This window comes from Streptomyces sp. NRRL F-5135 (genome assembly GCF_000719775.1).
Taxonomy (GTDB): domain Bacteria; phylum Actinomycetota; class Actinomycetes; order Streptomycetales; family Streptomycetaceae; genus Streptomyces; species Streptomyces hebeiensis.
This window is the reverse complement of record NZ_JOHR01000008.1, coordinates 144598-169303: the sequence shown is the minus strand read 5'-3', so window position 1 is coordinate 169303 and position 24706 is coordinate 144598. Positions and strand designations below refer to the sequence as shown.

General features: G+C 73.6%; 16 protein-coding genes, 1 pseudogene and 1 riboswitch. Of the genes and pseudogenes, 9 read left to right on the top strand and 8 right to left on the bottom strand.

All coding sequences use genetic code 11. The features are described from left to right. Positions 1 to 198: 198 nt before the first annotated feature. A complete protein-coding gene (locus IG02_RS0115740) occupies positions 199 to 738 on the top strand; it encodes a DoxX family protein (RefSeq protein ID WP_030747332.1) in 540 nt (179 codons plus the stop codon). A gap of 156 nt (positions 739 to 894) precedes the next feature. Here the strand turns inward: IG02_RS0115740 and IG02_RS0115735 are convergent, their stop codons facing one another. Then, complete coding sequence (locus IG02_RS0115735) at positions 895 to 2310, bottom strand: PspC domain-containing protein (protein WP_078854516.1); 1416 nt, start codon at positions 2308 to 2310, stop codon at positions 895 to 897. 204 nt (positions 2311 to 2514) lie between these two features. On the opposite strand from IG02_RS0115735, the gene IG02_RS0115730 reads away from it, so the two are divergent. Together IG02_RS0115730 and IG02_RS0115725 are read left to right on the top strand one after the other, a co-directional pair. Further along, a complete protein-coding gene (locus IG02_RS0115730) occupies positions 2515 to 3858 on the top strand; it encodes an ATP-binding protein (RefSeq protein WP_051765176.1) in 1344 nt (447 codons plus the stop codon). Between the two features lie 186 nt (positions 3859 to 4044). Continuing rightward, entirely contained in the window at positions 4045 to 4767 is a 723-nt protein-coding gene (locus tag IG02_RS0115725) for a LuxR C-terminal-related transcriptional regulator (RefSeq protein ID WP_030747323.1), read from the top strand. 87 nt (positions 4768 to 4854) lie between these two features. Here IG02_RS0115725 and IG02_RS40645 read toward each other — a convergent pair whose 3' ends face one another. Both IG02_RS40645 and IG02_RS0115715 read right to left on the bottom strand, forming a co-directional pair. Beyond that, a complete protein-coding gene (locus IG02_RS40645) occupies positions 4855 to 5301 on the bottom strand; it encodes a hypothetical protein (RefSeq protein WP_051765093.1) in 447 nt (148 codons plus the stop codon). 165 nt (positions 5302 to 5466) lie between these two features. After that, positions 5467 to 6522 carry a C40 family peptidase gene (locus tag IG02_RS0115715; protein WP_030747317.1) on the bottom strand — a complete coding sequence of 352 codons (1056 nt, stop codon included), beginning with the start codon at positions 6520 to 6522 and terminating at the stop codon, positions 5467 to 5469. A gap of 296 nt (positions 6523 to 6818) precedes the next feature. Between IG02_RS0115715 and IG02_RS0115710 the strand changes: the two genes are divergently transcribed. Then, positions 6819 to 7172, top strand: a complete 354-nt coding sequence (locus IG02_RS0115710) for a hypothetical protein (RefSeq protein WP_030747314.1) — start codon at positions 6819 to 6821, stop codon at positions 7170 to 7172. 123 nt (positions 7173 to 7295) lie between these two features. On the opposite strand, the pseudogene IG02_RS36420 reads toward IG02_RS0115710, so the two are convergent. Continuing rightward, positions 7296 to 7697: pseudogene (locus IG02_RS36420) on the bottom strand (C40 family peptidase); the annotation flags it as partial. Positions 7698 to 9279: 1582 nt separating this feature from the next. After that, positions 9280 to 9443: riboswitch (cyclic di-AMP (ydaO/yuaA leader) on the bottom strand. A 250-nt stretch (positions 9444 to 9693) separates the two neighbouring features. Between IG02_RS36420 and IG02_RS0115700 the strand changes: the two are divergent. Then, the gene (locus IG02_RS0115700; protein WP_030747309.1) at positions 9694 to 12333 is read left to right on the top strand and encodes an ATP-dependent DNA helicase; all 2640 of its coding nucleotides are present in this window, start codon (positions 9694 to 9696) and stop codon (positions 12331 to 12333) included. Between the two features lie 187 nt (positions 12334 to 12520). On the opposite strand, the gene IG02_RS0115695 is transcribed toward IG02_RS0115700, so the two are convergent. Beyond that, positions 12521 to 14317 carry a M23 family metallopeptidase gene (locus IG02_RS0115695; RefSeq protein ID WP_030747307.1) on the bottom strand — a complete coding sequence of 599 codons (1797 nt, stop codon included), beginning with the start codon at positions 14315 to 14317 and terminating at the stop codon, positions 12521 to 12523. A 334-nt stretch (positions 14318 to 14651) separates the two neighbouring features. Next, complete coding sequence (locus IG02_RS36415) at positions 14652 to 15689, bottom strand: esterase/lipase family protein (RefSeq protein WP_420707752.1); 1038 nt, start codon at positions 15687 to 15689, stop codon at positions 14652 to 14654. A gap of 396 nt (positions 15690 to 16085) precedes the next feature. Between IG02_RS36415 and IG02_RS0115685 the strand changes: the two genes are divergently transcribed. Continuing rightward, positions 16086 to 16499 (top strand): cobalamin B12-binding domain-containing protein, encoded by a 414-nt coding sequence (locus tag IG02_RS0115685; protein WP_030747301.1) that lies wholly within the window; start codon positions 16086 to 16088, stop codon positions 16497 to 16499. Between the two features lie 342 nt (positions 16500 to 16841). On the opposite strand, the gene IG02_RS0115680 is transcribed toward IG02_RS0115685, so the two are convergent. Then, positions 16842 to 18761 (bottom strand): DUF5691 domain-containing protein, encoded by a 1920-nt coding sequence (locus IG02_RS0115680; RefSeq protein WP_234314757.1) that lies wholly within the window; start codon positions 18759 to 18761, stop codon positions 16842 to 16844. Between the two features lie 29 nt (positions 18762 to 18790). Then, complete coding sequence (locus IG02_RS0115675) at positions 18791 to 20143, bottom strand: SWIM zinc finger family protein (protein WP_030747295.1); 1353 nt, start codon at positions 20141 to 20143, stop codon at positions 18791 to 18793. Between the two features lie 133 nt (positions 20144 to 20276). Here IG02_RS0115675 and IG02_RS0115670 point away from each other — a divergent pair, with 133 nt between their 5' ends. The 3 genes from IG02_RS0115670 (at position 20277) to IG02_RS0115660 (ending at position 24702) form a co-directional block, all read left to right on the top strand. Continuing rightward, the gene (locus IG02_RS0115670) at positions 20277 to 20699 is read left to right on the top strand and encodes an MmpS family transport accessory protein (protein WP_030747293.1); all 423 of its coding nucleotides are present in this window, start codon (positions 20277 to 20279) and stop codon (positions 20697 to 20699) included. A gap of 134 nt (positions 20700 to 20833) precedes the next feature. Further along, positions 20834 to 22072, top strand: coding sequence for an ATP-binding protein (locus tag IG02_RS0115665; protein WP_030747290.1), 1239 nt, complete (start codon positions 20834 to 20836; stop codon positions 22070 to 22072). After that, positions 22069 to 24702: a DUF5682 family protein gene (locus tag IG02_RS0115660; protein ID WP_051765091.1), complete on the top strand. Its 2634-nt coding sequence runs from the start codon at positions 22069 to 22071 to the stop codon at positions 24700 to 24702. Before IG02_RS0115665 ends, IG02_RS0115660 begins: the two co-directional genes overlap by 4 nt. Positions 24703 to 24706: the final 4 nt, after the last annotated feature.

The window sequence follows — 24706 nt, the reverse complement described above, 5'->3', positions numbered from 1 at the left end:
GCCGCCGTTCCCCAGCGCGGGAGATACCCCCGGCGCGCGGACACTCGCCCGGATACTTCCATGCTCCGGCCGGTCACAACGGCTTCCCCGGCTGGTTGACTGAGTGACCCAAGCGCCCCTTGCGTATGCATGGAGGAGGCGCGCGGGGAGACGTACCTCCTCGCGACTGTGGCGCGGACAGGGAGAGGCGGACCGGCGATGACGCACAGCTACCGGGCGGACACCTATGGAGCGGCCACCCACGACGTGGACGGCGGTCCGGGGCGAGGCGGCGGGTTGCGGCAGACCGCGACGCGCCACGCCCTGCTGCCGCTGAGGATCTTCCTGGGCGTCACCTTCGTCTACGCGGGCATCGACAAGCTGACCCAGAACGGCTTCTTCGCCGCGAGCGGCCCCGGGTCGGTGGGCGAGATGATGCGCGGCGTCCGTGACAGTTCCGCCGTCCCGGCCCTGGTCGACCTGGCGTTGAAGAACCCCGCGGGCTTCGGCTACGCCATAGCCATCGGTGAACTGGCCGTAGGCCTCGGCGCGCTCTTCGGCGTGCTGACCCGGCTCGCCGCCTTCGGGGGCGTCCTGCTGTCCCTGAGCCTGTGGCTGACCGTCAGCTGGCAGAGCACCCCGTACTACTACGGCAACGACCTGCCCTACCTGATGGCGTGGGTGCCGCTGGTGCTCGCCGGAGCGCCGTCGTTCTCGCTGGACGCGCTGCGGGCCGGGCGTCGGCGACGTATCCGGTAGGCCGTCCAGGCCGACAGCGCGGCGAGGGAGAGCCCGCCCGAGAGCATCGGGAACACGGCGTACCACGGCACCTGCCAGGCACCGGTCGCGTCTCCCGCGTACGCGGTGGCGGCGCCCAGCATCACCAGGCCCGCGACCAGACGGCCCGGCCGGAACTCATGACGCGACACGGGTCACCTCCACCTGTCCCAGACCGACTTCGAGCCGCAGGTCGAGCGTGCCCGCCGGGGGCGTGCCGGCCGCGGGCCGAAGTGTGTCCTCCCGCGAACGGCCCGGTGAGACGTCCGTGTCGTTGAGCGGGTCCCCGGGGAACCGGATGTCTCCGAGCCCGGCCTCGGCGCGGACCCGTACCGTCGCCTCCGGCGGCACCAGGACCCGCAGCCGCCCGGCCCCGACATCGACGGCCGTACGCACGGTCCGCCCCTGGGGGACGGCCAGATCGCTCAGGTCGAGCGTCCCGTCCCCGGAGCCCAGCCCGTACCGGTCCTGCACCGCGGAGACCGAGGCGGGCTTCCAGTTCGTGCGGCTCCAGTGCGTGGAGATGTCCTTCGGCAGCGCCGAGGCACCCGCGAGCAGCACGGCCGTCACCGTCGCCAGGAAGATGGTGCCGAGGCCCGTACGCCCTACGAAGGAGGCGAGCACGAGGCCGAGGCCGAAGACCACCAGCGCGGCGGTCAGCCCGGTCTGGACGCTCGTGGCGAACGGGCGTCCGTCCCACGACAGGCCCGTGCCGAGCCCGCCCGCGAGCAGGGCCAGCAGGAAGACGAGCCCGCCGATCCAGCGCGGCCCCCGCTGCTCGGCCGGGCGGGCCGGCCGCCCCCCGCCCGCCGGCGGGGCCGCGTCCGCCGCCGTGTCGGCCGGGCCCCATATGTAGCCCGGGTAACTGACCGTCCAGCCCGTCGGGCCCCCCTCGAACAGAGCGCTCCCGAAGCGGCCGTCCTTGGAGAGGCCGTCCTTGGAGAGTCCGTCGCGCCACCATGAGGGCGTGCCCGGGGTGGGCGGCGCCTTGGTCTCAGGAGGCACGTCTCCCACCGCGTGCGCCGCCATGGCGTCCGGTGCCGTCCCGCCGGGTGGGACGATCCGGCGGCGCTGGGACCAGACCGCCGCGCCCGCGACCGCCAGCGTCAGCATCGTGGCGAAGCCGAGCGTCTGCCCGTTGCTCAGCATCGACAGGAACAGGCCACAGCCGATCAGCGCGAGCAGCACGGCGATCAGCGACGCACCGTCGACCCGGCCCGAGAGCAGCCTGCGGGCCTCGTTCTCCTCCTCTCCCTCCAGGGGGAGGAGGAGCCAGGCGAAACCGTAGAAGATCAGCCCCACCCCGCCGGTCAGTGAGAGGACGCCGACGGCGATCCGGAAGATCACCGGATCCAGGTCGTAGTGCCGTCCGAGCCCGCCGCACACGCCCGCCACCGCCTTGTGCCGCCGTGAGCGACGCAACGGCGTGCTCGCGGCGGAAAGGGGGGTGCCGGCCCGGTCGGCCGGACCGGCGGGACCGGATCGGCCGGATTCGGGAGGCGGGGGCGGAGGAGGCGCCGGCGGTGCGGCGGGCGGCTCGGGCGGCTGGGTCATGTGTTCCATGGTGACGGGGCGGTGGCCGCGGCTCCAGCGGCATCGACCCTGGCCTGTCCCTGATATCGCCCCTGATCGGCGTCGGGGGCGCGCGGCGGGGTCGGGGACGAGCCGGAGCCGACCCGGGATCAGGGGCTTCTCAGGGGCTTGTCAGGGGTCCGACCCTGATGCCCCCGCACCTCCCGCCGTGTGACCATCGATGGCATGCCGAGCGCCCCGCCCCGCCCCGCCACCATGCCCTCCTCCCGCGCCGCCGCGCCGGAGGAGCCCGCGGTGCGCAAGCTCTACCGCAGCGCGGACGGCCGGATGCTCGGCGGAGTGGCGCGCGGACTGGCCGGACACCTCGGCATTCCGGTCGTCTGGGTCCGGCTGGTCTTCCTCGGCCTCCTCTTCTCCCAGGGCCTCGGCGCGGTGCTCTACGCCGCCTTCTGGATCGTCGTCCCGCTCGGCCTCGGCGGAACCCCGGTCGCGGCACGCCCCATGTTCGAGACCAGCCCCGACGGCAGGCGCCGGCTCCGCAAGCCGGACACGGGGCAGATAGTCGCCCTGGTCGCGCTGCTGGTCGGCTTCGGCACGTTCGTGGGAAACGTCAACCTCGGCCGCAGCCAGGCCGACCGGTACATCTGGCCGGCGCTGCTGATAGGCGCGGGTGTGGTGCTGGTCTGGCGACAGGCCGACAACGCCCGCCGCGCCCGCTGGACCGAGGTCGGCAGCCGCCGCCAGGTGTTCCAGCTCGCGCGCGGCGTGGCCGGCGTGGCCCTGGTGGCCCTGGGCCTCACCGTCTTCGTCGTGGTGCGCGGCTCGGCGGCCCAGCTCGGGAACGTACTGACCGGCGCGATCGCCGTCGTGGCCGGGATGGGTCTGCTGGTCGGGCCCTGGCTGGTCCGGATGGCCCAGGACCTCTCCGAGGAGCGGTTGATGCGCATCCGCGCCCAGGAGCGCGCCGAGGTCGCCGCGCACGTCCACGACTCGGTGCTGCACACACTCACGCTCATCCAGCGCAACGCGGACGAGCCCGGCGAGGTCCGCCGCCTCGCCCGGGCCCAGGAGCGGGAGCTGCGGGCCTGGCTGTACCGGCCGGAGGGCACGGGCAAGGACGAGGAGGACGAGCCGGCCACCCTCGCCGAGGCGGTGAAGCGGACGGCGGCCGAGGTGGAGGACCACCACGGCGTGCCGATCGAGGTCGTCGTGGTCGGTGACTGTCCGCTGGACGAGAAGCTGTCGGCCCAGATGCAGTCCGCGCGTGAGGCGATGGTCAACGCCGCCAAGTACGGTGGCGAGGGAGGGGCGGTGCAGGTCTTCGCGGAGGTGGAGGGCCGCACGGTCTTCGTCTCCGTACGGGACCGGGGGCCCGGCTTCGACCTGGACGCGGTGCCCGCCGACCGGATGGGTGTACGGGAGTCGATCATCGGTCGGATGCGTCGCAACGGCGGGTCGGCGCGGCTGCGCTCGGTGCCGGGCGACGGGACGGAGGTCGAGCTGGAGATGGAGCGGGCGACGGCGGAGGACGACGCCGCCGGCCGACCGGCCGACCGGGCCGCCGGCTGACCGAACGGCGGGCTCGTCGGCCGGCGGGCTCGGCGGGCGGCGGACTGGCCGGGCTCGGGCGAGGCCGGCCGAAGGCCGGGCCGACGGCCGCGGGACCGGGGTCGTACGGTGACAGGAGACGCCGGAAAACGATCCGCCGCCGGACAGGCGGACGACGGCACGGGACCAACGGGTGAGGGGCAGGGCATGAACGAGGGCGTACCGGCCGGGGGCACTGCCGGCGAGAGCGGAAGCCCGGCCGACGAGGGCCGCCGGGTCCGCGTCGTGCTGGTCGACGACCACCGGATGTTCCGTACCGGTGTCCAGGCAGAGATCGGGGTCACCGAGCAGACCGGTGTGGAGGTCGTCGGCGAGGCCGCGGATGTCGCCCAGGCGATCAGCGTGATCACGGCGACGCGTCCCGAGGTCGTCCTGCTGGACGTCCATCTGCCGGGCGGCGGCGGGGTGGAGGTGCTGCGCCGCTGCGCCCCTCTGATGGGGGCCAGCGTCAACCCCGTACGCTTCCTCGCCCTGTCGGTGTCGGACGCGGCGGAGGACGTCATCGGCGTGATCAGGGGCGGTGCCCGTGGCTATGTCACCAAGACGATCACCGGCGCCGATCTGGTCGACTCGATCTTCCGGGTGCAGGAGGGCGACGCGGTCTTCTCACCGCGGCTGGCCGGCTTCGTACTGGACGCCTTCGCGTCGACGGACGCCCCGCCGGTCGACGAGGACCTGGACCGGCTCACCCAGCGGGAGCGCGAGGTGCTGCGGCTGATCGCGCGGGGATACGCGTACAAGGAGATCGCCAAGCAGCTCTTCATCTCGGTGAAGACCGTGGAGTCGCACGTCTCGGCCGTGCTGAGGAAGCTCCAGCTCTCCAACCGCCACGAGCTGACGCGCTGGGCGACGGCCCGCAGACTGGTCTGACGCCCCGTCCCGGGGCTGCGCGAGGCTGTTGGGGCCGCGCGGGGCTCTCGGGACTGCGCGGGGTCCGGGCCGGTGCCGCGACCGGCACTAGGAACAGAGCCACTCCGTGACGAACACCCGGCCCCGGTGGTCCAGCAGACCGCGGATGCACTCGCCGGGCAGCGTGGCGATCGTACGGGACAGCTCGGCGCGGCCGGAGCGGGTGGGCGAGGTGCCGAACCAGTCGGGGAACGCGGTGATCCGCTCGTCCTTGCGCTGGTAGCCGAGTCGTACGGAAAGCCCGGGGCCGGGACCGTGGCGGACGTACCGGACGGTGAACCCGCCCGTGCCGCCGATCGGGCCCGCCACGCAGAGCCGGCCCCCGGAGAGGTCCCCGCAGCCCCGGGGGGTCAGGCCGACGGGGGCGAGTACGAAGAGCGCTCCGACCGTGAGAACCGTGACCGTGAGCGCGGTACCTCCGGTGGTCCGGGCCCGGGGAGCGGCGGTGGGAGCGGTGTGCGCGGTGTGCGCCCCGGTGGCGTCGGCTCCTCTCACGGCTCCCCCTTCGCGGGCCGATGGCGTGCTGCTGCTCATCGTGACCCGGATACGGGAGCGGGGCATCCTGGAGCGGACCGGTCCGGCGATCCGGCCCGCGCCGGGACATGGCGCGCGGGGCGGTCGGACGGGGCCAGATCGGGGCGGTCGGGAGGGGCGGGCCGATCAGGCGGGGCGGGTGGCTCCCGCGAACGGCATCTGGTCCAGGGGCGCCATCCGGACCGCTGTGCCGGGCCGCGGGGCGTGGATCATCTGGCCGTTGCCCACATAGATGCCGACATGGCTGATGCCGGAGAAGAAGAACACCAGGTCACCCGGGGCCAGTTGATCACGGCTCACGCGTCGGCCGGCATTGATCTGGGCGTACGAGGTGCGCGGGAGGGCGACGCCCGCGGCGCGCCAGGCGGCCTGGGTGAGCCCCGAGCAGTCGAAGGAGCCGGGGCCGGTGGCGCCCCAGACGTAGGGCTTCCCGAGCGCTCCGTGGGCGAACGCGACGGCCGAGGCGGCGCGTGGGTTCGGTGCCGGGACGGTCCCCGCGCCCCGCGGGCCGCCGGAGCCCGCCGCGCCGCCGTGGCCGTCCTGCGCGGCGTCCCTGGCGTACCGCGCCCGCTGAGCGGCGGTGAGGCCGTCGAGCAGCCGCCGGGCGGAGGCCAGCTTGTTCTCGACGGTGGATCTGTGGTGTGCGAGTTCGCTCTGGCGGGTCTTGAGTTCGGCGAGCCGGCCGTCCGCCCGGGCGCGCACACCGGCGATCTCGGAGAGCCCCCTGCGGACTCCGGCGATCATGGCGGCCTGGCGGGTCCCCGCCCGCTCGGCGAGGGAGGCGTCCCGGAGGTAGTCGTCGGGCCGGGAACTGAGGGCGAGTTGCACGGCGGGGTCGAGGCCACCGGAGCGGTACTGCGCGGCGGCGATCGAGCCGAGCGCGGCCCGGGAGGTGTTGAGCCGCGCCGTCCTGCGGGCCGCCTCGTCCCGCAGCTCGGTCAGGGAGTCCCGGGCGGCGTCCGCCTTCTCCTTCGCCCCGTTGTACTTCTCGGTCGCGGCTTCGGCCTGCTCGTAGAGCCGGTCGACCTCGGCCTTGACCTGCGCGGGCGTCAGACGGGGCTCGGCGTGTGCGGGGCCGTCGAGGGCGGTGGCCGTCGCCGCGCCGGTGAGCGCGATCGCGGCGGCGGTGCGGCCGGCCGGACCGGCCAGAGATCGTCGTTTCGGTTTTCTGTGCGCTCCCACGGGGGCGGGTCCTCTTCCTCGTGTCGTGCGGTGGGCGGTCCACGGAGGTGGAGCGTCCGCAGAGCCGGGCGGTCCGCGGAGGCGGGCCGCCCGGAGAAGGACGGTAAGCGCGAGATCACTGCTCAACGGCGGCATGGCCGCTATTGGCGTGAGGTGACCGTTGCAGGATGTTTTGTGTTCACGCCGGTCTCGGGAACGGTGGATCCGGCGCCCGCAATGGATCGATTCACCGCCAAGGCGACAAAGCCACACCCTGCCCGAAGAGCGCCGATACCGGTCTGGTTAGGCTCCGGGCCATGGACGTACTCATCAATGTCTTCGTCGCCCTGCACATCGTCGGCATCGCCGCACTGCTCGGCGGCTTTCTGACACAGACGAAGGCCATGAGTGCCGGGACGGCGACCTTCAGCCCGGCGATGCTGCACGGAGCCCTGACGATGCTGCTCACCGGCATGGTGCTGGTCGGCCTCAACCAGGCCGACGGCGCGACGGTGAACAACATCAAGATCGGCGTCAAGCTGGCCGTGCTGGTCGTGATCCTGGGGATCGTGTACGTGAAGCGCGACGAGGAGGTCGCGCCGAAGCCGCTGTTCGGCGCGGTGGGCGGGCTGACGGTCGCCAACATCCTGATCGCCACGCTCTGGACCTGATGGATTCGGACCGGGCCTGACCGTTCCGTCGGCCTATAGGCGCGGGACAACGACACGGATGCGCAGCGGCCCGGACCACGCTTCCCCAGCGCGGTCCGGGCCGCTCCGTGCGTGCCGGCTCCGTCAGGCCGGGCGGACGCTGCCGTAGATCGGCATGTAGTAGATCGACTCCTCGCGGACGTTCGAGCCCGGTCCGGGGGCGTGGATCATCATGCCGTCGCCGATGTAGATCCCGACATGGCTGATGTCGTCGTAGAAGAAGACCAGGTCGCCGGGGAGCAGCCCCTCCGTCGCGACGCGTGTGCCGGTCTTCACCTGGTCCCAGGTGCTACGCGGCATCTCCACGCCCGCCTCCTTCCAGGCGGCCTGCGTCAGCCCGGAGCAGTCGTACGAACTGGGGCCGGCCGCGCCCCGGACGTACGGCTTGCCGATCTGCGCGCGGGCGAAGGTGAGGACCTTGGCGGCCTTGGCCGCGTACGTACTGGTCCCGGTGGCCGAGCCGGAGCCTGTCGTGGTGGTCGAACCGACTCCGGCGACCCGTCCGGTTCCGGTGACCGACGTGGGCAGTGCGGTCGAGCCCGTCCCCGTGACCGATTCGGGGAGGCGTACGGAGCCGGTTCCGGTGGCCGACCGAGGCGCCGGCACGGCGCCGTTGGTGGTGCCGGTGCCGGTGCCGGGGGCCGACCGGGGCGCGGGGATCATGCCGGTCCCTGTGACGGACGGGGGCATCGGAATCGATCCCGTACCGGTGGCCGGTCGGGGTGCGGGGATCGGGCCGGTTCCGGTGGCCGTGGCGCGTCGGGCGCCGGCCCAGGTTCCGGTCCCCAGGTCGGTTCCGGGCCGCGCACCGGTGCCGGTGTCCGTTCCGATGCCCGTGACGGCGTGGGGGGCGGTGGCGACGGCCGGCCGCTCTCGTGCCGCGCGTTCCTGTGCCGCGCGTTCCTGTGCCGCGCGTTCCTGTGCTGCCCGTTCCTGTGCTGCCCGCTCTTGCTCCGCCCGCTCCTGTGCCGCTCGTTCCTGCCGCAGGAGTTCGGCCGCTGCCTCGGCCTCCGCCGCCGCGCGGGCCTCGGCCTCGGCTCTGGCCTCCGCCGCGCGGCGGGCCTCCGCCTCCTTCGCGCGCTCCAGCGCGGCCAGTCGCTCCTGCTCCTCGGCGGTGAGCCGGGCCAGCAGCGTCCGCGCGGTCCGCAGCTTCCGCTGAACGTTCTGCTTGCTGGTACGGAGCGAGGCCTGCGAGGCGTTCAACGACGCCATCCGCGCGGCGTTCTCCGCCGCCCGCTTGCGCATCTTCTTCGCGATCGCGGCCTGCCGCGCCGGATCGTCCGGGATGTCCGCGACGGCCCGGGAGACGGGGGCGGCCGGGGCGGTCGGGGCAGCCGAGGCGATCGGGACGTCCGGGACTACGGGTGGGGCGGTAGGAACAGGAGGAACGAGAGGAACGGGCGGGACAACCGGGATGGATCCCGTCCCGGGTCCAAAACCGGGACCCGCCTGAGGTTCCGTCATGGATGCGGCCACCGCGCCGCCTTCGGTGTACGACCGCGGGCCGTCCGAGAACAACTGGGCCGCCGTGGGGCTGAGGCCCCCGTTCCGGTACTGTCCGGCCGCCGAGTCACCGGGCATCCGAGGGGTCCCGTACCGTCCGGCCGCCGGTTCCGCGTCCGCCCAATCGCCGCCGGCTCTCCTGCCGTCGGCCCGTTTGCCGTCCGCGCGCCTGCCGTCCGTGAGCTTGGCCTCCGCGAGTCTGGCCACGTCGTCGAGCACGCGACCGACGGTGCTCTTCTGCCTGTCCTGCTTGCCCGGCCGCCCAGGATTACCCGGGTTCGCCGACTTCCCTTTCTTCTCCGCGGCCTCCCTGGCCGGTTTCGACCTGTTGTTCTGCGGAGTCGCCCCACCGGCCTGGCGGTACAGGTCGCTGACCTTCTGCTGCACCTCTTCCAGGGACGGCTTCGCCTCGAGGGGCGGGGTGGGCGCGGACGGCGCGTCGAGCACGTCCCGCGTCGAGAGCAGCGTGGCCGAAGCGAGGGCGGCCGCCGTCACACCGTTGGCGGGGGAGTCCGTGGGGACTCCGTCGCGGCCGCGCGACTTGCGATGCGACGCCAAGGTCGGCATCTCCTTCCGTGGACCGCCTACCGGGTTAGCTGTCGGGTTCGGGCGGAACGGAAGGCTGCCCTACGGGCCTGAGACGTACGGCCCGATTCACCCCGGTCGTGCGAAGTGGGTCCCCGGCTTCGAACTCCCCCTCGGGAAGCCCGAATTCGGCGTGGGCCGCCCGCTTGGCGTGGATCGCCTTGAGGGTACGGGCTGCCTGACGGAGCACGCTAGCCAAAGTGTGGCGCTTGTGTGAAGGCGGATGGCCGATATGCCCGATACGTTTTCGTGACCTTCGCGGGTGTGACGTGCGTCGGGGCGCACGGTCGTGTTCGCGCCGCCACAGTACGTGACCAGGGGCTTTGTGAAGGCGGGGGGAGACGGGTGAAGGCGGGTACGGACTGTCGGTGGAGCGGCCTAGACTCGGAAGGCGATGAGCAGCCTTTTCGACGACAGTTTCCTGGCGGACCTCCAGCCCTCCGACGAGCTTCCGCCGCCGCCCGAGGAGCATGACGAGCATGCCCGCGAGGAGGTGCCGCACGATCTCTTTCAGGGGAAGTTCGACTCGCCCCCGGCGCCCAGGGACGCCTACCACCGCAACGGCTCGCCCCGTACGGTGGTGGACCCCGCCGCCCTGCTCGAAGGACTGAACGAAGAGCAGCGGGCCGCCGTCACGCACTCGGGTTCGCCCCTGCTCATCGTGGCCGGTGCCGGATCCGGCAAGACGAGGGTGCTGACCCACCGGATAGCGCACCTGCTGGGCACCCGCCACGTCCATCCGGGCCAGATCCTGGCGATCACCTTCACCAACAAGGCCGCGGGCGAGATGAAGGAACGCGTCGAGCAACTCGTCGGACCGCGCGCCGCCGCGATGTGGGTGATGACCTTCCACAGCGCGTGTGTGCGGATCCTGCGGCGCGAATCGAAGAGGCTGGGGTTCACGTCGTCGTTCTCGATCTACGACGCCGCCGATTCCAAGCGCCTGATGGCCCTGGTCTGCCGCGACCTGGAGCTGGACCCCAAGCGCTACCCGCCCAAGTCCTTCAGCGCCAAGGTCTCCAACCTGAAGAACGAGCTGATCGACGAGGAGACCTTCGCCGACCGGGCCGCCGACGGATTCGAGAAGACGCTCGCCGAGGCGTACCGCATGTACCAGGCCCGGCTGCGGGACGCCAATGCCCTGGACTTCGACGACATCATCATGACCACCGTCCATCTGCTCCAGGCGTTCCCCGATGTCGCCGAGCACTACCGGCGGCGGTTCCGGCACGTCCTGGTGGACGAGTACCAGGACACCAACCACGCCCAGTACTCACTCGTGCGCGAACTGGTGGCCCCCTCCGGGCGCGGCGGTGGCGAGGACGGGGCCGGAGCCGGCCAGGACCGGGCCGAGCTGTGCGTCGTCGGTGACGCCGACCAGTCGATCTACGCCTTCCGGGGCGCCACGATCCGCAACATCCTCCAGTTCGAGGAGGACTACCCGGACGCGACGACGATCCTCCTGGAGCAGAACTACCGCTCCACCCAGACGATCCTGAGCGCCGCCAACGCGGTCATCGAGCGCAACGAGAGCCGTCGGCCGAAGAACCTGTGGACGAAGGCGGGCGCGGGCGCGCAGATCACCGGCTACGTCGCCGACACGGAGCACGACGAGGCCCAGTTCGTCGCCGACGAGATCGACCGGCTGACGGACGCGGGCGACGCCAGGGCGGGCGACGTCGCCGTCTTCTACCGTACGAACGCGCAGTCGCGCGTCTTCGAGGAGATCTTCATCCGGGTCGGCCTGCCGTACAAGGTCGTCGGCGGGGTGCGCTTCTACGAGCGCAAGGAGGTCCGCGACGTACTGGCCTACCTGCGGGTGCTGGCCAACCCGGAGGACAGCGTCCCGCTGCGCCGGATCCTCAACGTGCCCAAGCGCGGCATCGGGGAGCGCGCGGAGGCGATGATCGACGCCCTCGCCATGCGCGAGAAGATCACCTTCCCGCAGGCGCTGCGGCGGGTGGACGAGGCGTACGGAATGGCGGCGCGCTCCGCCAACGCCGTCAAGCGGTTCAACACGCTGATGGAGGAGCTGACCACGGTCGTCGAGTCGGGCGCGGGGCCCGCGACGGTCCTGGAGGCCGTACTGGAGCGGACCGGGTATCTGGCGGAGCTCCAGGCGTCGACCGACCCGCAGGACGAGACGCGGATCGAGAACCTTCAGGAACTGGCGGCGGTGGCGCTGGAGTTCGAGCAGGCGCGCGGCCAGGCAGGCGGCGGAGGAGAGGGCGGCGAGGGCGGTGAGGCCGCTGCCACGGGCACGGCCGAGGCCGGCGGCGACGTGACCGCCACCGCCACCGGAACCGGCACGGCGACGGACACCGCCGCCGATGACGCGACCGCCACCGCGACCGCCGCCACCGGCACGCTCGCCGAGTTCCTGGAGCAGGTGGCGCTCGTCGCGGACTCCGACCAGATCCCCGACGAGGACGAGGACGGCTCCGGGGTCATCACATTGATGACGCTGCACACGGCGAAGGGGCTCGAATTCCCCGTCGTGTTCCTCACGGGAATGGAGGACGGGGTCTTCCCGCACATGCGGGCGCTCGGCCAGACCAAGGAGCTGGAGGAGGAGCGGCGTCTCGCGTACGTGGGCATCACGCGCGCCCGCGAGAGGCTCTACCTGACCCGGTCGTCGATGCGGAGCGCCTGGGGTCAGCCCTCGTACAACCCGCCGTCACGGTTCCTGGAGGAGATTCCGGAACGGCACCTGGAGTGGAAGCGGACCGGGGCGCAGATCCCGGCCGGGCCGACCTCCGGGATCGCGTCCTCGTTGTCGTCCCTGTCATCGCTGTCAGGGGCCTCGTCCGCTCGGAGCAGGACCGGCGGCCCGGCGGGCTTCGCCACCCGGCGGGCGACGGACAAGCCGGTGATCTCGCTGGCGGTGGGTGACCGTGTCACACACGACCAGTTCGGTCTTGGCACGGTGACGGCGGTGACGGGGACGGGAGCGGACGCGCAGGCGACGATCGACTTCGGCGACGCGAAGCCGAAGCGGCTGCTGCTGCGCTACGCGCCGGTCGAGAAGCTCTGAGGCGGTGCCGCCGGTCGTGCCGCCCCGCCGGAACGGGTGGGGTGCGGCCGACGGGTGAGTGGCCGACGGGCAAGCGGTCGGCGGGTGCGATCGCGGTGCGTCCGGCTGTCCGGCCGTCCGAAAGGGGCGGCTCCCCGAGTGGGACCCGTTGAGGGCCGAACCCCGGCCCAGGCCCTCGGTCCCAGGCCTACAGCGGGTTGAGGCCGTGGCTCTGCAGCCATGCCAGCGGGTCGATCGCGGCGCCGCCGCCCGGCCGTACCTCGAAGTGGAGGTGCGGGCCGGTCGAGTTGCCGGAGTTCCCCGAGTAGGCGATGACCTCGCCGGCCTTGACGGAGCCGGAGCGGATCTTCGTGCTGCTGAGGTGGCAGTACCACGTCTCGGTGCCGTCGGGCGCGGTCACGATGGCCATGTTGCCGTAGGCGCTGTTGTACTGGGTGCGGACCGTACCGTCAGTCGCGGCCATGACAGGCGTGCCGTACGACACGGGGAAGTCGATGCCGGTGTGCATGGACATCCAGTTGACGCCGGCCTGGCCGTACTGCGCGCTGAGGCCCTGCTGGGTGACGGGCAGTGCGAACTTGGGGCGCAGCGCTTCCTTGCGCGCCGCTTCCTCCGCGCGCCGCTTCTTCTCCGCGTCCTGCCGCTCCTTGAGGTCGATGCGTTCCTGCGTACGGCTGGCACGGTCACCGAAGTCACGCGCTTCGGCGCTGAGGGCCTCGAGCTGGGTGTCCAGCTTGTTGTTGGCCTGGCTGGCCGCGGCGGTCTGTACGGCCGCGGTGTCCTCGGCCGACGCCGTCGTGGTGGTCTCGTCCTGGCCTTCCTCGCCGCTGATGCCGCTGACGGAGGCGGCGGCGATACCGGCGACGCCCATCACGCAGGCGGAGGGTACGGCGACGGTGAGCAGCGCGGAACGCTTGGCGGGGGTACGGCGACGGCCCCTGCTGCCGCCGCTGCCCGCCCGGCGGGCGGCCCGGGGTTCGACGGTTATGGCGGGAACGGTCATGGTCGGCGCCATGTGCACCGAGTCCGGGTCGAGGTCGGCGTCGGACCGGCCCCCGTCGGTCTCGGCGCCGGCCGGGTTCTCGCCGCCGCCGTCGGCCGGGGAACCGGCTCCGGTGTCCGGGCCCGCCCCGGTGCCGCTGCCGGCTCCGGCTGATGCCCCGGTCTCCGTGCCGGACGCGTCGAAGCCGCCCGGGGGCGTATCGAACTCGCCCTGGCCGTACGGCTCCTGGCCCTCGTACCCGGGGTGGTACTGCTCCGGGGCGACGGCTTCGGTGCCGAGGGAGTCCTGGTAAGGGTCCGACGACTCCGCCGCGCCGCCCGCCTGATCGGCCGTCGCCGTCGCCGAGTTCCAGGCGGTGGTGTCGTACGTGCCGGTGCCGAACGTGGGCGCCATCCACTGCTGGGTCGCCTCGTAACCCAGCGGCGCGGCCGGGAATTGGTCCGTCCCCGGCTGTGCTTTCTCGAACTGCGCGCTCTCGAACGTGTTCCCGTCGAACCCGGCCGTCTCGAACCCGGCCGATTCGAAACCGGCGGTCTCGAACTGCGCCGCATCGAACTGGGCTGCCTCGAATTGCGCCGCCTCGAACTGAGCTGCCTGAGCCGGATCGAACGGGGCGGTGATGACCTGGCCCGACGCGTCGTACCCGAACGGCGCCGCGTCGAACTGCCCTGTCTGCTCGGACCCGTTCAGCGGGCCTGTGAGCGGGTCGGCCTGGTTCCACGCGGTGGCGTCCCACTGCGCCGTGGCCTCGTACTGAGGAGTGGCGGGTGATGCGGTGGTGGCGTACGTGTCATAGCCGCCCGTCTCGTACGCGCCACTGTCCCACTGGGGGGTGGCGGCGTACTGCGGGGCGTACTCACCATGGGAAGTGGCGGCCTCCTGGCCGCCGGGGAGGCTACCGAAGAGTGGATCTGCTTCGAAGGTGCCGTTCTGGTAACCGTCGTATGCCGCGTACCCGGCGTGGGCGTGCTGGTCGTTCACCAACTTCTCTCTCGCCTCGGCAGCAGAACCAGGGTCTTCCGGGGGCCGGTCTCCTGCGTGAGCGGAGGGGACCCCAGAGGGAAAGCAGTGGCCGCGACTGTACCCGGCGGTATGCGACGGCGACAATCTTCAGCAAGTTTCGGGCCTTACGGAAACGGGCATTCGGCCGTGTTTCGGCGAACTGCGGGCGCAGCTTTGGCCATATGTTCGAAGCATGTTCGAGCGTGGGTGTCTACGGGAGGCCACTCGACGAGGACGGGCCGACTCCGGAAGCCGGATTTAGCGGGGCCGGTCTCGGGCCTTGTGGCGTCGGCTGCTCGGAAGCCGCTGTCCTTCAGGCGACGACGGCCGATCCGTCGGGCACGAGATCGGCCTCCAGCGCCTGCCGGATTCCGGTGGCGACGGCAGGGTGGACCGGGAGGGCGAGATGGCCGAGGCCGCTCACGCGCACGTTGCGCGCCGGGAGGTCCGGATGCGCGATACGGGCCGTCTCCACGGGTGCCATCAGCTGGTCGTGGTCGCTCCAGAAGCTCACGAAGTGCGTACGGCAGCCCGGTGCGGGGAGCCGCAACTCCTCGATGACAGGGGATCCCGGCCGCATCTGCCGGACGACCGGGTGGGCGTTGGCGAGGGGGACCGCCGCCGTTCCCTCGTGCGGGGTGCCCAGCGTGACCAGGGTGCGTATGCGGCTGTCACCGCTCAGTCGCTGAACGTAGTAGCGGGCGATCAGGCCGCCGAGGCTGTGGCCCACGACATCCACCCGGCCATGGCCGGTCCGGGCGCAGATCTCCTCGATCTCCCGGCCCAGCAGCTCGGCCGCCGAACGGATGTCGCAGGTCAGCGGTGAGTAGTTCAGGGAGATCAGGTACGGCCAGCCGTGCCGGGCCAGGGACCGGCGCAGCAGTACGAACACGGAGCGGTTGTCGACGAAGCCGTGGATCAGTACGACCGGCGGGCGGGCGCGTCCCTCGGCCGGCAGCCGGCGCGTTTCCGGCGGCAGCGGGGTGGCTCGGCGCTCCTGGATGATTCCGGCCGGGTAGAGCGCGAGATGGCCGGTGAGGATGGCCAGGTCGAGGACCGAGGCGCGCAGGAGCGGAACGGGGAACCGCAGGAGGGGGACGCGGCCGAGGTGGCGCAGCAGTCCAGTGAGGACCGGCGTGAGCGGGAAGAACGGCGGGCGAGGCACGGAAAGCGAGGCCGGCCCGGGAAGCGAGCTGAGCGGAGGCAGCGAGATGCGCGAAGGGAGTGAGCTGAGCGACGGGAGTGAGATGAGCGACGGGAGCGAGATGAGCGAGGTGAGTGAAGGGAGCGATGGCGGCGGGAACGGCATGAGCGACGAGCGCGAGAGCGGAAAGAGCGGCGGAATTTTCATGGCCGACCTCCGAACGGCACCCGGGAGGCGATCGAAGTCCCCCGCGTGCCCTCATGGAGCCGCCGCTGCCACCGGTCGGCGTCGCCGTCCGGACGGCGCACCGGTACGGGCCCGAACTGCGGCGCCGCGCGGTCGGCGGGGCCGCGGAGCGGCACCCGTGGAGCGGGTCCCTGTGCGGCTCCCCTTGCTGTCGCTCCGGCCCGGTCCGGCTCAGGATCCGCGCACCACGCGAACGACGCAAAGCGAACAATGTCCCTCCGTGTGATTTCCCCCTCCCAGGCCGCCGTGAAACGGCGGCCTGCGGGATGCTGTGGATAACGTTCGTTCACTTCTCCGGGTCCTGAGGGGCACGGGGGCCGGTGCCAATGACGGTGCGGTCGGTATGTGGAGGCAGTGATGGGTGTGACAGGTCCGATCCGTGTGGTGATCGCCAAACCGGGGCTCGACGGGCACGACCGCGGGGCCAAGGTGATCGCGCGGGCGCTGCGCGACGCGGGTATGGAGGTCATCTACACGGGGCTCCACCAGACCCCGGAACAGATCGTGGACACGGCGATCCAGGAGGACGCGGACGCGATCGGTCTGTCCATCCTGTCCGGCGCCCACAACACGCTGTTCGCCAAGGTGATAGAGCTGCTGAAGGAGCGGGACGCGGAGGACATCAAGGTCTTCGGCGGCGGCATCATCCCGGAGGCGGACATCCCGCTGCTGAAGGAACAGGGCGTGGCGGAGATCTTCACCCCGGGCGCGACCACGACCTCGATCGTCTCCTGGGTCAACGAGAACGTGCGCCAGCCCGCAGGCGCGTGATCGCCGGACGCCGATGCCCGCGGACGTCCGGCCGGTCCCGGACCTCCGGCCGGTCCTGGACCTTTGGCGATCCCTGACGTCCGGCCGGCCCCGGACGTCCGGCGGTCCCTGACGTCCGGTCGGCCGGCTCCTGGCGCGCGGCTGCCGGCCATGGGCGTCCGGGACCGGGCCGGGACGGCAGCCGACGGCAGCCACAGTCCGGCTGGGCGGTGGCGCGGCAGGGGCGAGGGACAGGGCCTCGTTTCCGTGCGGTCCGGCTCGTACGGCCGCGGCTCCTGCCGTCACGGCCCGTACACCGTCACGGCCCGTACCGCCACGCGGCCGTGCGAGCCGTGCGAGCCGTCAGATGGTCTCCGGCGGATCCGACGGCGCCGTCAACTCCCGCAGCATCGCCTCGCGCAGCCGCAGGGTGGAGACCAGGCGCTGGAACGCCTCCGACCAGTAGCCGCCCGCGCCCGGTGACGCTCCCTCCGGCTCGTCCGGGGTGGCCGTGAGCAGTTCCAGACGGCCGGCTTCCGACGGGTCCAGGCAGCGCTCCGCCAGGCCCATGACCCCGCTGAAGCTCCAGGGGTAGCTTCCGGCGTCCCGGGCTATGTCGAGCGCGTCCACCACCGCACGGCCCAGTGGCTCCGCCCAGGGCACCGAGCAGACTCCCAGGAGCTGGAACGCCTCCGACAGTCCGTGCGCGGCGATGAACGCCGCGACCCAGGAGGCCCGTTCCCCGGCGGGCAGCGTGGCCAGCAGCTTGGCCCGCTCCGCCAGGGACGGGGACCCCTGGCTCGCGGCCGGGGACGCGGACGGCGGCCCGAGAAGCGCCGCCGACCACCGCGCGTTCCGTTGGCGGACCGCCGCCCGGCACCAGGCCGCGTGCAGCTCGTCCGCCCAGCCGTCCAGGACCGGCAGCGCGACGATCTCCTCGGGCGTACGGCCGCCGAGCCTGGCCGGCCAGCCGCCGAGCGGGGCCGCCTCCACCAACTGGCCCAGCCACCAGGACCGTTCGCCACGGCCCGCGGGGGCGGCCGCGAGGACGCCGTCCCGCTCCATGTCGGCGTCGCACTCATGCGGTGCCTCGACCGCGACGACCTGCCCCGCGCCCGTACGGTCCATGCCCACGCAGGTGGCCGCGCGGGCGGCCATCCGGGCCGCGAACGCCGAATCGGGCAGCGCGGAGAGCAGTTCGGCCGCGGTGGCGCGGACGTTGCGGCTGCGGTCCGCCAGGGCGCGCTCCAGGAACGGCTCGTCCGCCCCGGACAACCGCGTCCGCAGCGAATCGAGGAACATCAGCCGGTCCTCGGCGCGCTCGGTGGACCAGGTGGACGCCAAGAGCTCCAGGCCGGCGGCGGGATCACGGGTGCGGACGGCCGTGAGCAGCGCGATCCGCTCGGCGAACAGGCCCTCGTCCCACAGCCGGCGGACGCCCTCGGCGTCCCGCGTGTCCGGCAGGGTCGCGGTGCCGGACACGCCGCGCAGCGCGAACCGCCACTCCGGGTTGAGCCGGGCGAGCCACAGCCCGCGCGGCCCCGCGAAGGCCAGTGCCCCCGGCCGCAGGTCGGTGCGCGCGCGGGCCGCGTCGAGCAGCGCCGGGAGCGCGGTGGCCGGGGCGCGGTAGCCGCGCTCGTTGGCGGTGGCCAGCCACTGCGGGAGCAACTCGGTCAGGTCGGGGACGGTGCTCCGCCGCCCGCCGCCTCCGGGACCGCCCGACCGGTCGGCGAGCAGTTGCGCGAGCCGTCGCGCGGCGGCCTCGGGCAATTCCTCCCGCTCGTCCCGGGGCGCGGGTTCGGGCCGGGCGGCGGCGCTCGCGGGCAGCAGGCCGGCCCTGCGCCGTACGGTGTGCAGCGCGGCGGCGTCCAGCAGGGCCGTGGGCGCGTCCCGGCCCGGTGCCAGGATCTCCGGCGCGGGCCGGCGCCGGTCCGTGCCGAGCAGCGCCGTGGTGACCAGCTCCTCCCAGGACGCCCCCGGGCCGGCCGGGGAGCCACCGTGCGCCGCGTGGGCGAGCGCGGGGCCCGTGGCGGCACGGGGGCTCGTCGCGGGCGTGGTGTCGTCCGCCGTCGGGCCGGTGGGTCCGGCCGCCCCGGACGTGCCGGTCGTGGTGTTCGCGCCGCCGTCACCCACGACGGTGCTCGTGCCGGTCGCCCTTCCGGCGGCACTCGCGGCCGGAGTGCTCCCGGCCGGCGTGCTCGCCGTCGCGCTGTCCGCTGCCGCGGTGCTCTCCGTCGGGGTGCTCGCGGTGGTGCTGGTCATCAGGTCCTCCCGTACAGGCATCAGGTCCTTTCGGACCGCGTGGGGCGCGGTCACGTGAGCGGAACCGTCCCCGGTATGTCCTCGGCCCAGGCCGCCAGCGGCTGGAAGCCGCGGTGGCCGCACTCGCCGAAGACCGAGACCGGGCCACCGCCCGACAGCGCGGCCAGCTTCCACAGCCCCGGCCGGGCGACGGCGGCGGACGTGAGGGGCAGCGCGGACGTGCCGTCCGCGTCGGCCAGTTGCCACCCGCCGTCCCGGGCGGGCACCGGCACGACCTCCCGCAGCGTCACCGGCCAGGAGTCCAGCCAGGGATCGTCGCGCAGCGCCCGGCCGTACGCCTCCACCGCGTCGGTGGTGGATCCGCCCGGCGGCGGCCCCTCGATGGGGCCGGGCGGGCCGAACTGCCGTCCCCAGTCCGCCCGCAGCGCTCCCGACCCCGCGTGCGGGACGACCTCCGCGTCGATCATCAGGCCCACCGGCAGTCCCAGCTCCGGTGAGCGGCCCGCCGCCCCGAAGGAGAGCAGCAGCGCCGATCGGCCCGAGTCCCGTCCGTACAACCGGATGCGGCGCGTGACGAGCTTGCCGTCCGAGGTGTCGTACTGGGCGAGGACCAGCCAGTGGTCCCGGACCGGCGCGCCCTCGGTGACCGACGGGAGCCCGACACGCGTGCGGACCGTCGCCGCCAGCGGCCCGGGCAGCCGGTCGAGCCCCAGCCAGCCGCTGGTCAGCAGGTGCAGCAGCGCGGACTCCTCCAGCAGCCGCACCGGCCAGCCGGGCCCCGAGCCGGGGACGGCGCCCAACTCCCGCACCCGGCCCGCGAGCCCGGGAGCCTGCGCGTCGACCATGCGGGCGGCCGTCTCCTCCCACAGGCCGTAACCCGACTGCTCCGCCGCGGCCAGCCCGCCGCGCAGCAGGTCCGTCAGCCGCTGTTCCAACTCCGTCGCCCCCGCCGTGATCCGGGCCGCCCGCCGGTCCGCCCTGCGCCTGGCCGCCTCGGGATCGGCCGGCGGCGCCGCGCCGGCGTCCCCGCCCGTCCGGGCCGCGGCCTTCTCCTCGCTCCGCTTCCGGCGCCCTTCGAGCCATTCCCCGGCCCACTCGGGCACCTCCGCCTCCGTCACGCCCCGCTCGTCCGCCGCCCAGAGCAGCAGCAGCCCCAAGGCGTGCTTGCACGGGAACTTCCGGCTGGGACAACTGCACTTGTACGCGGGCCCGGCCGTGTCGACCACGGTCTGATACGGCTTCTTGCCGCTGCCCTTGCACAGGCCCCAGACGGCCCCGTCGGCCGCACCCGCCTCCGACCACGGCCCGGCCGTGCTCAGCTTGCCGCCCGCTTTCCGCGACGCGTCGTCAGGAGCCAGCGCGAGCACCTGCTCCGTCGTCCAGCGCACCCCCGGTCCATTCATGACCACGACGTTAGGACGCCCCACTGACAATCGGCCTGACCTGCGTTTTCGGCGAGAACGCAACGGCGCCGTTTTGCCGGACCTTTGCTACTGTGCGAGCGTCTACAAGCATGGATCCGGGGGGATCACACCGATGAACCGCATCACGCGCATCACCGTCACCACGCTCGCCGTCACCGGCCTCGCGCTGGGCCTGGGCGCCTGCTCCGAGGCCGCCGACGAGGCGGCCAAGCAGGTCGACAAGGCCGTCAACGAGAAGTACGAGGTCACCTACGAGGTGACCGGGAAGAACGTCGACTCGATCGGCTTCCACGGCGGGGAGGGCGACGGCATGGAGCCGAAGATCGAGACGGTCGAGAAGCCCACGCTGCCGTGGAAGAAGACGGTCACGCTGCGGGGCATCATGCCGCCCGCCGTCATGCCGGCCGCCGCCGACCTGACGGGCGCCGAGGTCACCTGCAAGATCACGTACAAGGGCGAGGTGATCAAGGAGGAGTCCGCCGAGGGACTGGCGACGGCGGGCGGCTGCGTCGCGGTCTCGCCGATCGCGGACTGAGAGGTCCTTGCCCCACAGCCGGAGCCGGCCGCCGGTCGCGCACCGGGAATGGGGCTCCGACCTGCGAAGACGGTCGATTGTCAGTGGCGTGGTGCACGGTGGAACCACATCCGGTCGACCGATCTGGGGGATCCATGACCGTGCCCGAAATCGCCGCGCCCGCGGGAGCCACGCCCGCGGAATCCGCTCCGGCGGAATCCGCGTCCGCGGAAGTCAAGCCCGGGACGTCCGTTCCGGCGCGGACCGCGCCCACCGCCGGGGCCGGGGGATCAGCCGACTCGGCGGATCCCGACGGCCAGGCGCTGCGCCCGCACGCCGAGGACGCGTTCGCCGCCGAACTGGCCGCGCTGGCCGCCGCCGACGACCGGCCGCGGCCGGCCAGGTGGCGGCTGTCGCCCTGGGCCGTGGCGACCTACCTGCTCGGCGGCACCCTGCCGGACGGGACGGTGATCACGCCCAAGTACGTGGGGCCGCGCCGGATCGTCGAGGTCGCGGTCACCACGCTCGCCACCGACCGCGCGCTGCTGCTGCTCGGGGTACCGGGCACGGCCAAGACCTGGGTCTCCGAGCACCTCGCGGCCGCCGTCAGCGGGGACTCGACCCTGCTGGTGCAGGGCACGGCCGGGACGCCCGAGGAGGCGATCCGCTACGGCTGGAACTACGCGCAGTTGCTCGCCCACGGCCCCAGCCGCGCCGCGCTGGTGCCCAGCCCGGTGATGCGGGCGATGTCCGAGGGCATGACCGCGCGCGTCGAGGAGCTGACCCGGATCCCCGCCGACGTGCAGGACTCGCTCATCACGATCCTTTCCGAGAAGACCCTGCCGGTGCCCGAGCTGGGGGAGGAGGTCCAGGCGGTCCGCGGCTTCAACCTGATCGCCACGGCCAACGACCGCGACCGGGGCGTCAACGACCTGTCGAGCGCGCTGCGCCGGCGCTTCAACACCGTCGTGCTGCCGCTGCCGGCCGACACGGAGGCGGAGGTCGACATCGTCTCCCGGCGCGTCGACCAGCTCGGGCGCTCGCTGGACCTGCCCGCGGCTCCGGACGGGATGGACGAGATCCGCCGGGTGGTCACGGTCTTCCGTGAACTGCGCGACGGAGTCACGGCCGACGGCCGTACGAAGCTCAAGTCCCCTTCCGGCACGCTCTCCACGGCCGAGGCGATCTCCGTGGTCACAGGCGGCCTCGCGCTCGCCGCCCACTTCGGCGACGGAGTGCTGCGCCCCGGCGACGTGGCCGCCGGGATCCTCGGCGCCGTCGTCCGTGACCCGGCGGCGGACCGGGTGATCTGGCAGGAGTACGTCGAGACGGTGGTGCGCGAGCGGGAGGGCTGGAAGGACTTCTACCGTGCCTGCCGCGAGGTGAGCGCATGACGGGGGCACGCCGGGGCGCCGGCGCCGCGCCCCGGGCGGGAGCGGCGCCCGCCCCCGGCGCCGGCCGTGGGCCCCGCCTGCTCGGGATCCGGCACCACGGCCCGGGATCAGCCCGGGCGGTCCGGGCGGCGCTCGACGCGGCCGGGCCCCGGGCGGTGCTCGTCGAAGGGCCGCCCGAGGCGGACGCGTTGGTTGCGCACGCGGCGGACGAGGCGATGCGCCCGCCCGTCGCGCTGCTCGCGCACGCGGTGGACGATCCCGCCCGGGCGGCGTTCTGGCCGCTGGCCGAGTTCTCGCCGGAGTGGGTCGCGATCCGCTGGGCGCTGGAGCACGACGCGGTGGTGCGGTTCATCGACCTCCCGGCCGCGCACACCCTGGTCGAGCCGGCACCGGCCGAGGACGGGACGGACGCCGAAGCGGGTTCGGGCGAGGGGGCGCCGGCCGGGGGAACGGCGGGCCGGGAAGAGGGCGCGGGCGGCCGTGGGCGCGCGGCCACCGGCACGGGCCGCGACCAGGACGGCGACCGGGCCGACGCCCCCGGCGCCGACGGCGAACGGCCACCGGACGAGGAAGGGCTGCGCGTCGACCCGATCGCCGTGCTCGCCGAGGCCGCCGGGTACGACGACCCGGAGCGCTGGTGGGAGGACGTCGTCGAGCACCGCGGCCCGGGCTCCGGCCCGGCCGGGGACCCCTTCGCCCCCTTCGAGGCGGTCGCCGAGGCCATGGCCGCGCTGCGCGCGGAGTTCGGCGACGGCGGGCGACGGCGCGACCTCGTCCGCGAGGCCCACATGCGCCTCCAACTGCGGGCCGCGCGCAAGGAGTTCGGGGACGACGGCGTCGCCGTCGTCTGCGGGGCCTGGCACGTGCCCGCGCTGGGCGAGAAGACGACCGTCACCGCCGACCGCGCCCTGCTCAAGGGGCTTCCCAAGGTCAAGGCCGAGCTGACCTGGGTGCCCTGGACGCACCGCCGCCTGGCCCGGCACAGCGGCTACGGCGCGGGCATCGACGCGCCCGGCTGGTACGCGCACCTCTTCGGCGCGCCCGACCGGCCCGTGGAGCGCTGGCTCACCAAGGTCGCCGGGCTGCTGCGGGAGGAGGACCGGATCGTCTCCTCCGCGCACGTCATCGAGGCGGTACGGCTCGCGGAGAGCCTCGCCGTCATGCGGGGCCGCCCGCTGGCCGGTCTCACCGAGACCCTCGACGCCGCCAGGGCCGTGCTGTGCGAGGGCTCCGACGTCCCGCTCGGGCTCATCACGGACCGGCTGGTCGTCGGCGACGCGCTGGGCGAGGTCCCCGACACGGTCCCCGCCGTACCGCTCCAGCGCGACCTCACCCGGCTCCAGCGCTCGCTCCGCCTCAAGCCGGAACTCCTGGAACGGGAGCTGGACCTCGACCTCCGCAAGGAGAACGACACGGCGCGCAGCGCGCTCCTGCACCGGCTGGCCCTGCTCGGCGTGCACTGGGGCGAACCGGCCGGAGGGCGCGGCGGCACCGGCACCTTCTGGGAGAGCTGGCGGCTGCGCTGGGAGCCCGAGCTGTACGTGCGGGTCGCGGAGGCCGGCGTCTGGGGCACGACCGTGGACTCCGCCGCGACCGCCAAGGCCATGTCCCTGGCCCGGTCGGCGACCGCGCTCGCCGAGGTCACCGCCCTGGCCGAGCGGTGCCTGCTCGCTTCGCTCCCCGACGCGCTGCCGACCGTGATGCGTGCCCTGGCCGACCGGGCCGCGCTGGACGCCGATGTCGGCCACCTCGCCGAGGCGCTGCCCGCGCTGGCCCGCTCGCTGCGGTACGGAGACGTGCGGTCGACCGACACCACGGCGCTCGGCGGGGTGGCGGCCGGGCTCGCCGAGCGGATCTGTGTCGGGCTGCCACCGGCGTGCGCCGGGCTCGACGCGGACGGCGCGGCCGACATGAGGACGCGTCTCGACAACGTCCACGGCGCGATGGCCCTGCTCCCGGACATCGACGGGCGGGACCTGGCCGGGCGCTGGCGGGCGGTCCTGCGCGTCCTCGCCGAACGGGACACGGTCCCGGGCGTCATCAGGGGCCGCGCCGCACGGATCCTGCTGGACGACGGGCGGCTGGCGGAGGACGAGGCCGCTCGGCTCATGGGCCTCGTCCTGTCGCCCGGCACGCCCCCGGCCGACGCGGCGGCCTGGGTCGAGGGCTTCCTCGGCGGCGCGGCCGGCGGCGGCATGCTCCTGGTCCACGACGAACGCCTCCTGGCGCTGGTGGACGCCTGGCTGACCGGGGTGCCCGCCGACTCCTTCACGGACGTGCTCCCGCTGCTGCGCCGCACCTTCGCGGCGTACGAACCGGGTGTGCGCCGCACGCTGGGCGAGCTGGTCCGGCGCAACCCCGCAGAAGGAGGGGCCGGAGGAGCCGTCGGGTCCGGCGCGGCCGGGGAGTCGGCGGTCGGCGTGCCCGGCTTCGGTGAGGGACTCGACCGGGCGCGCGCGGACGCCGTGCTGCCGGTGGTCCGGCTCCTGCTCGGCTCCGCCGCCCCGTACGCCGCCGCCCCGTACGCCGCCGCCCCGTACGCCGCCGCCCCGGACGGTGCCGCAGCCCTGTACGGCGCCGCCCGGTCGGACGGCGCGGACGACGACGATCTTGTGGGGGTGGCGGGATGACCGC

Coding starts and splice junctions, on each gene's coding strand:
- IG02_RS0115725 (WP_030747323.1), top strand. CDS start 4,045: ATGAACGAGGGCGTACCGGCCGGGGGCACTGCCGGCGAGAGCGGAAGC.
- IG02_RS0115685 (WP_030747301.1), top strand. CDS start 16,086: ATGGGTGTGACAGGTCCGATCCGTGTGGTGATCGCCAAACCGGGGCTC.
- IG02_RS0115665 (WP_030747290.1), top strand. CDS start 20,834: ATGACCGTGCCCGAAATCGCCGCGCCCGCGGGAGCCACGCCCGCGGAA.
- IG02_RS0115660 (WP_051765091.1), top strand. CDS start 22,069: ATGACGGGGGCACGCCGGGGCGCCGGCGCCGCGCCCCGGGCGGGAGCG.
- IG02_RS36415 (WP_420707752.1), bottom strand. CDS start 15,689: ATGAAAATTCCGCCGCTCTTTCCGCTCTCGCGCTCGTCGCTCATGCCG.
- IG02_RS0115670 (WP_030747293.1), top strand. CDS start 20,277: ATGAACCGCATCACGCGCATCACCGTCACCACGCTCGCCGTCACCGGC.
- IG02_RS0115680 (WP_234314757.1), bottom strand. CDS start 18,761: ATGCCTGTACGGGAGGACCTGATGACCAGCACCACCGCGAGCACCCCG.
- IG02_RS0115675 (WP_030747295.1), bottom strand. CDS start 20,143: ATGAATGGACCGGGGGTGCGCTGGACGACGGAGCAGGTGCTCGCGCTG.
- IG02_RS0115700 (WP_030747309.1), top strand. CDS start 9,694: ATGAGCAGCCTTTTCGACGACAGTTTCCTGGCGGACCTCCAGCCCTCC.
- IG02_RS0115730 (WP_051765176.1), top strand. CDS start 2,515: ATGCCGAGCGCCCCGCCCCGCCCCGCCACCATGCCCTCCTCCCGCGCC.
- IG02_RS0115740 (WP_030747332.1), top strand. CDS start 199: ATGACGCACAGCTACCGGGCGGACACCTATGGAGCGGCCACCCACGAC.
- IG02_RS0115735 (WP_078854516.1), bottom strand. CDS start 2,310: ATGACCCAGCCGCCCGAGCCGCCCGCCGCACCGCCGGCGCCTCCTCCG.
- IG02_RS0115710 (WP_030747314.1), top strand. CDS start 6,819: ATGGACGTACTCATCAATGTCTTCGTCGCCCTGCACATCGTCGGCATC.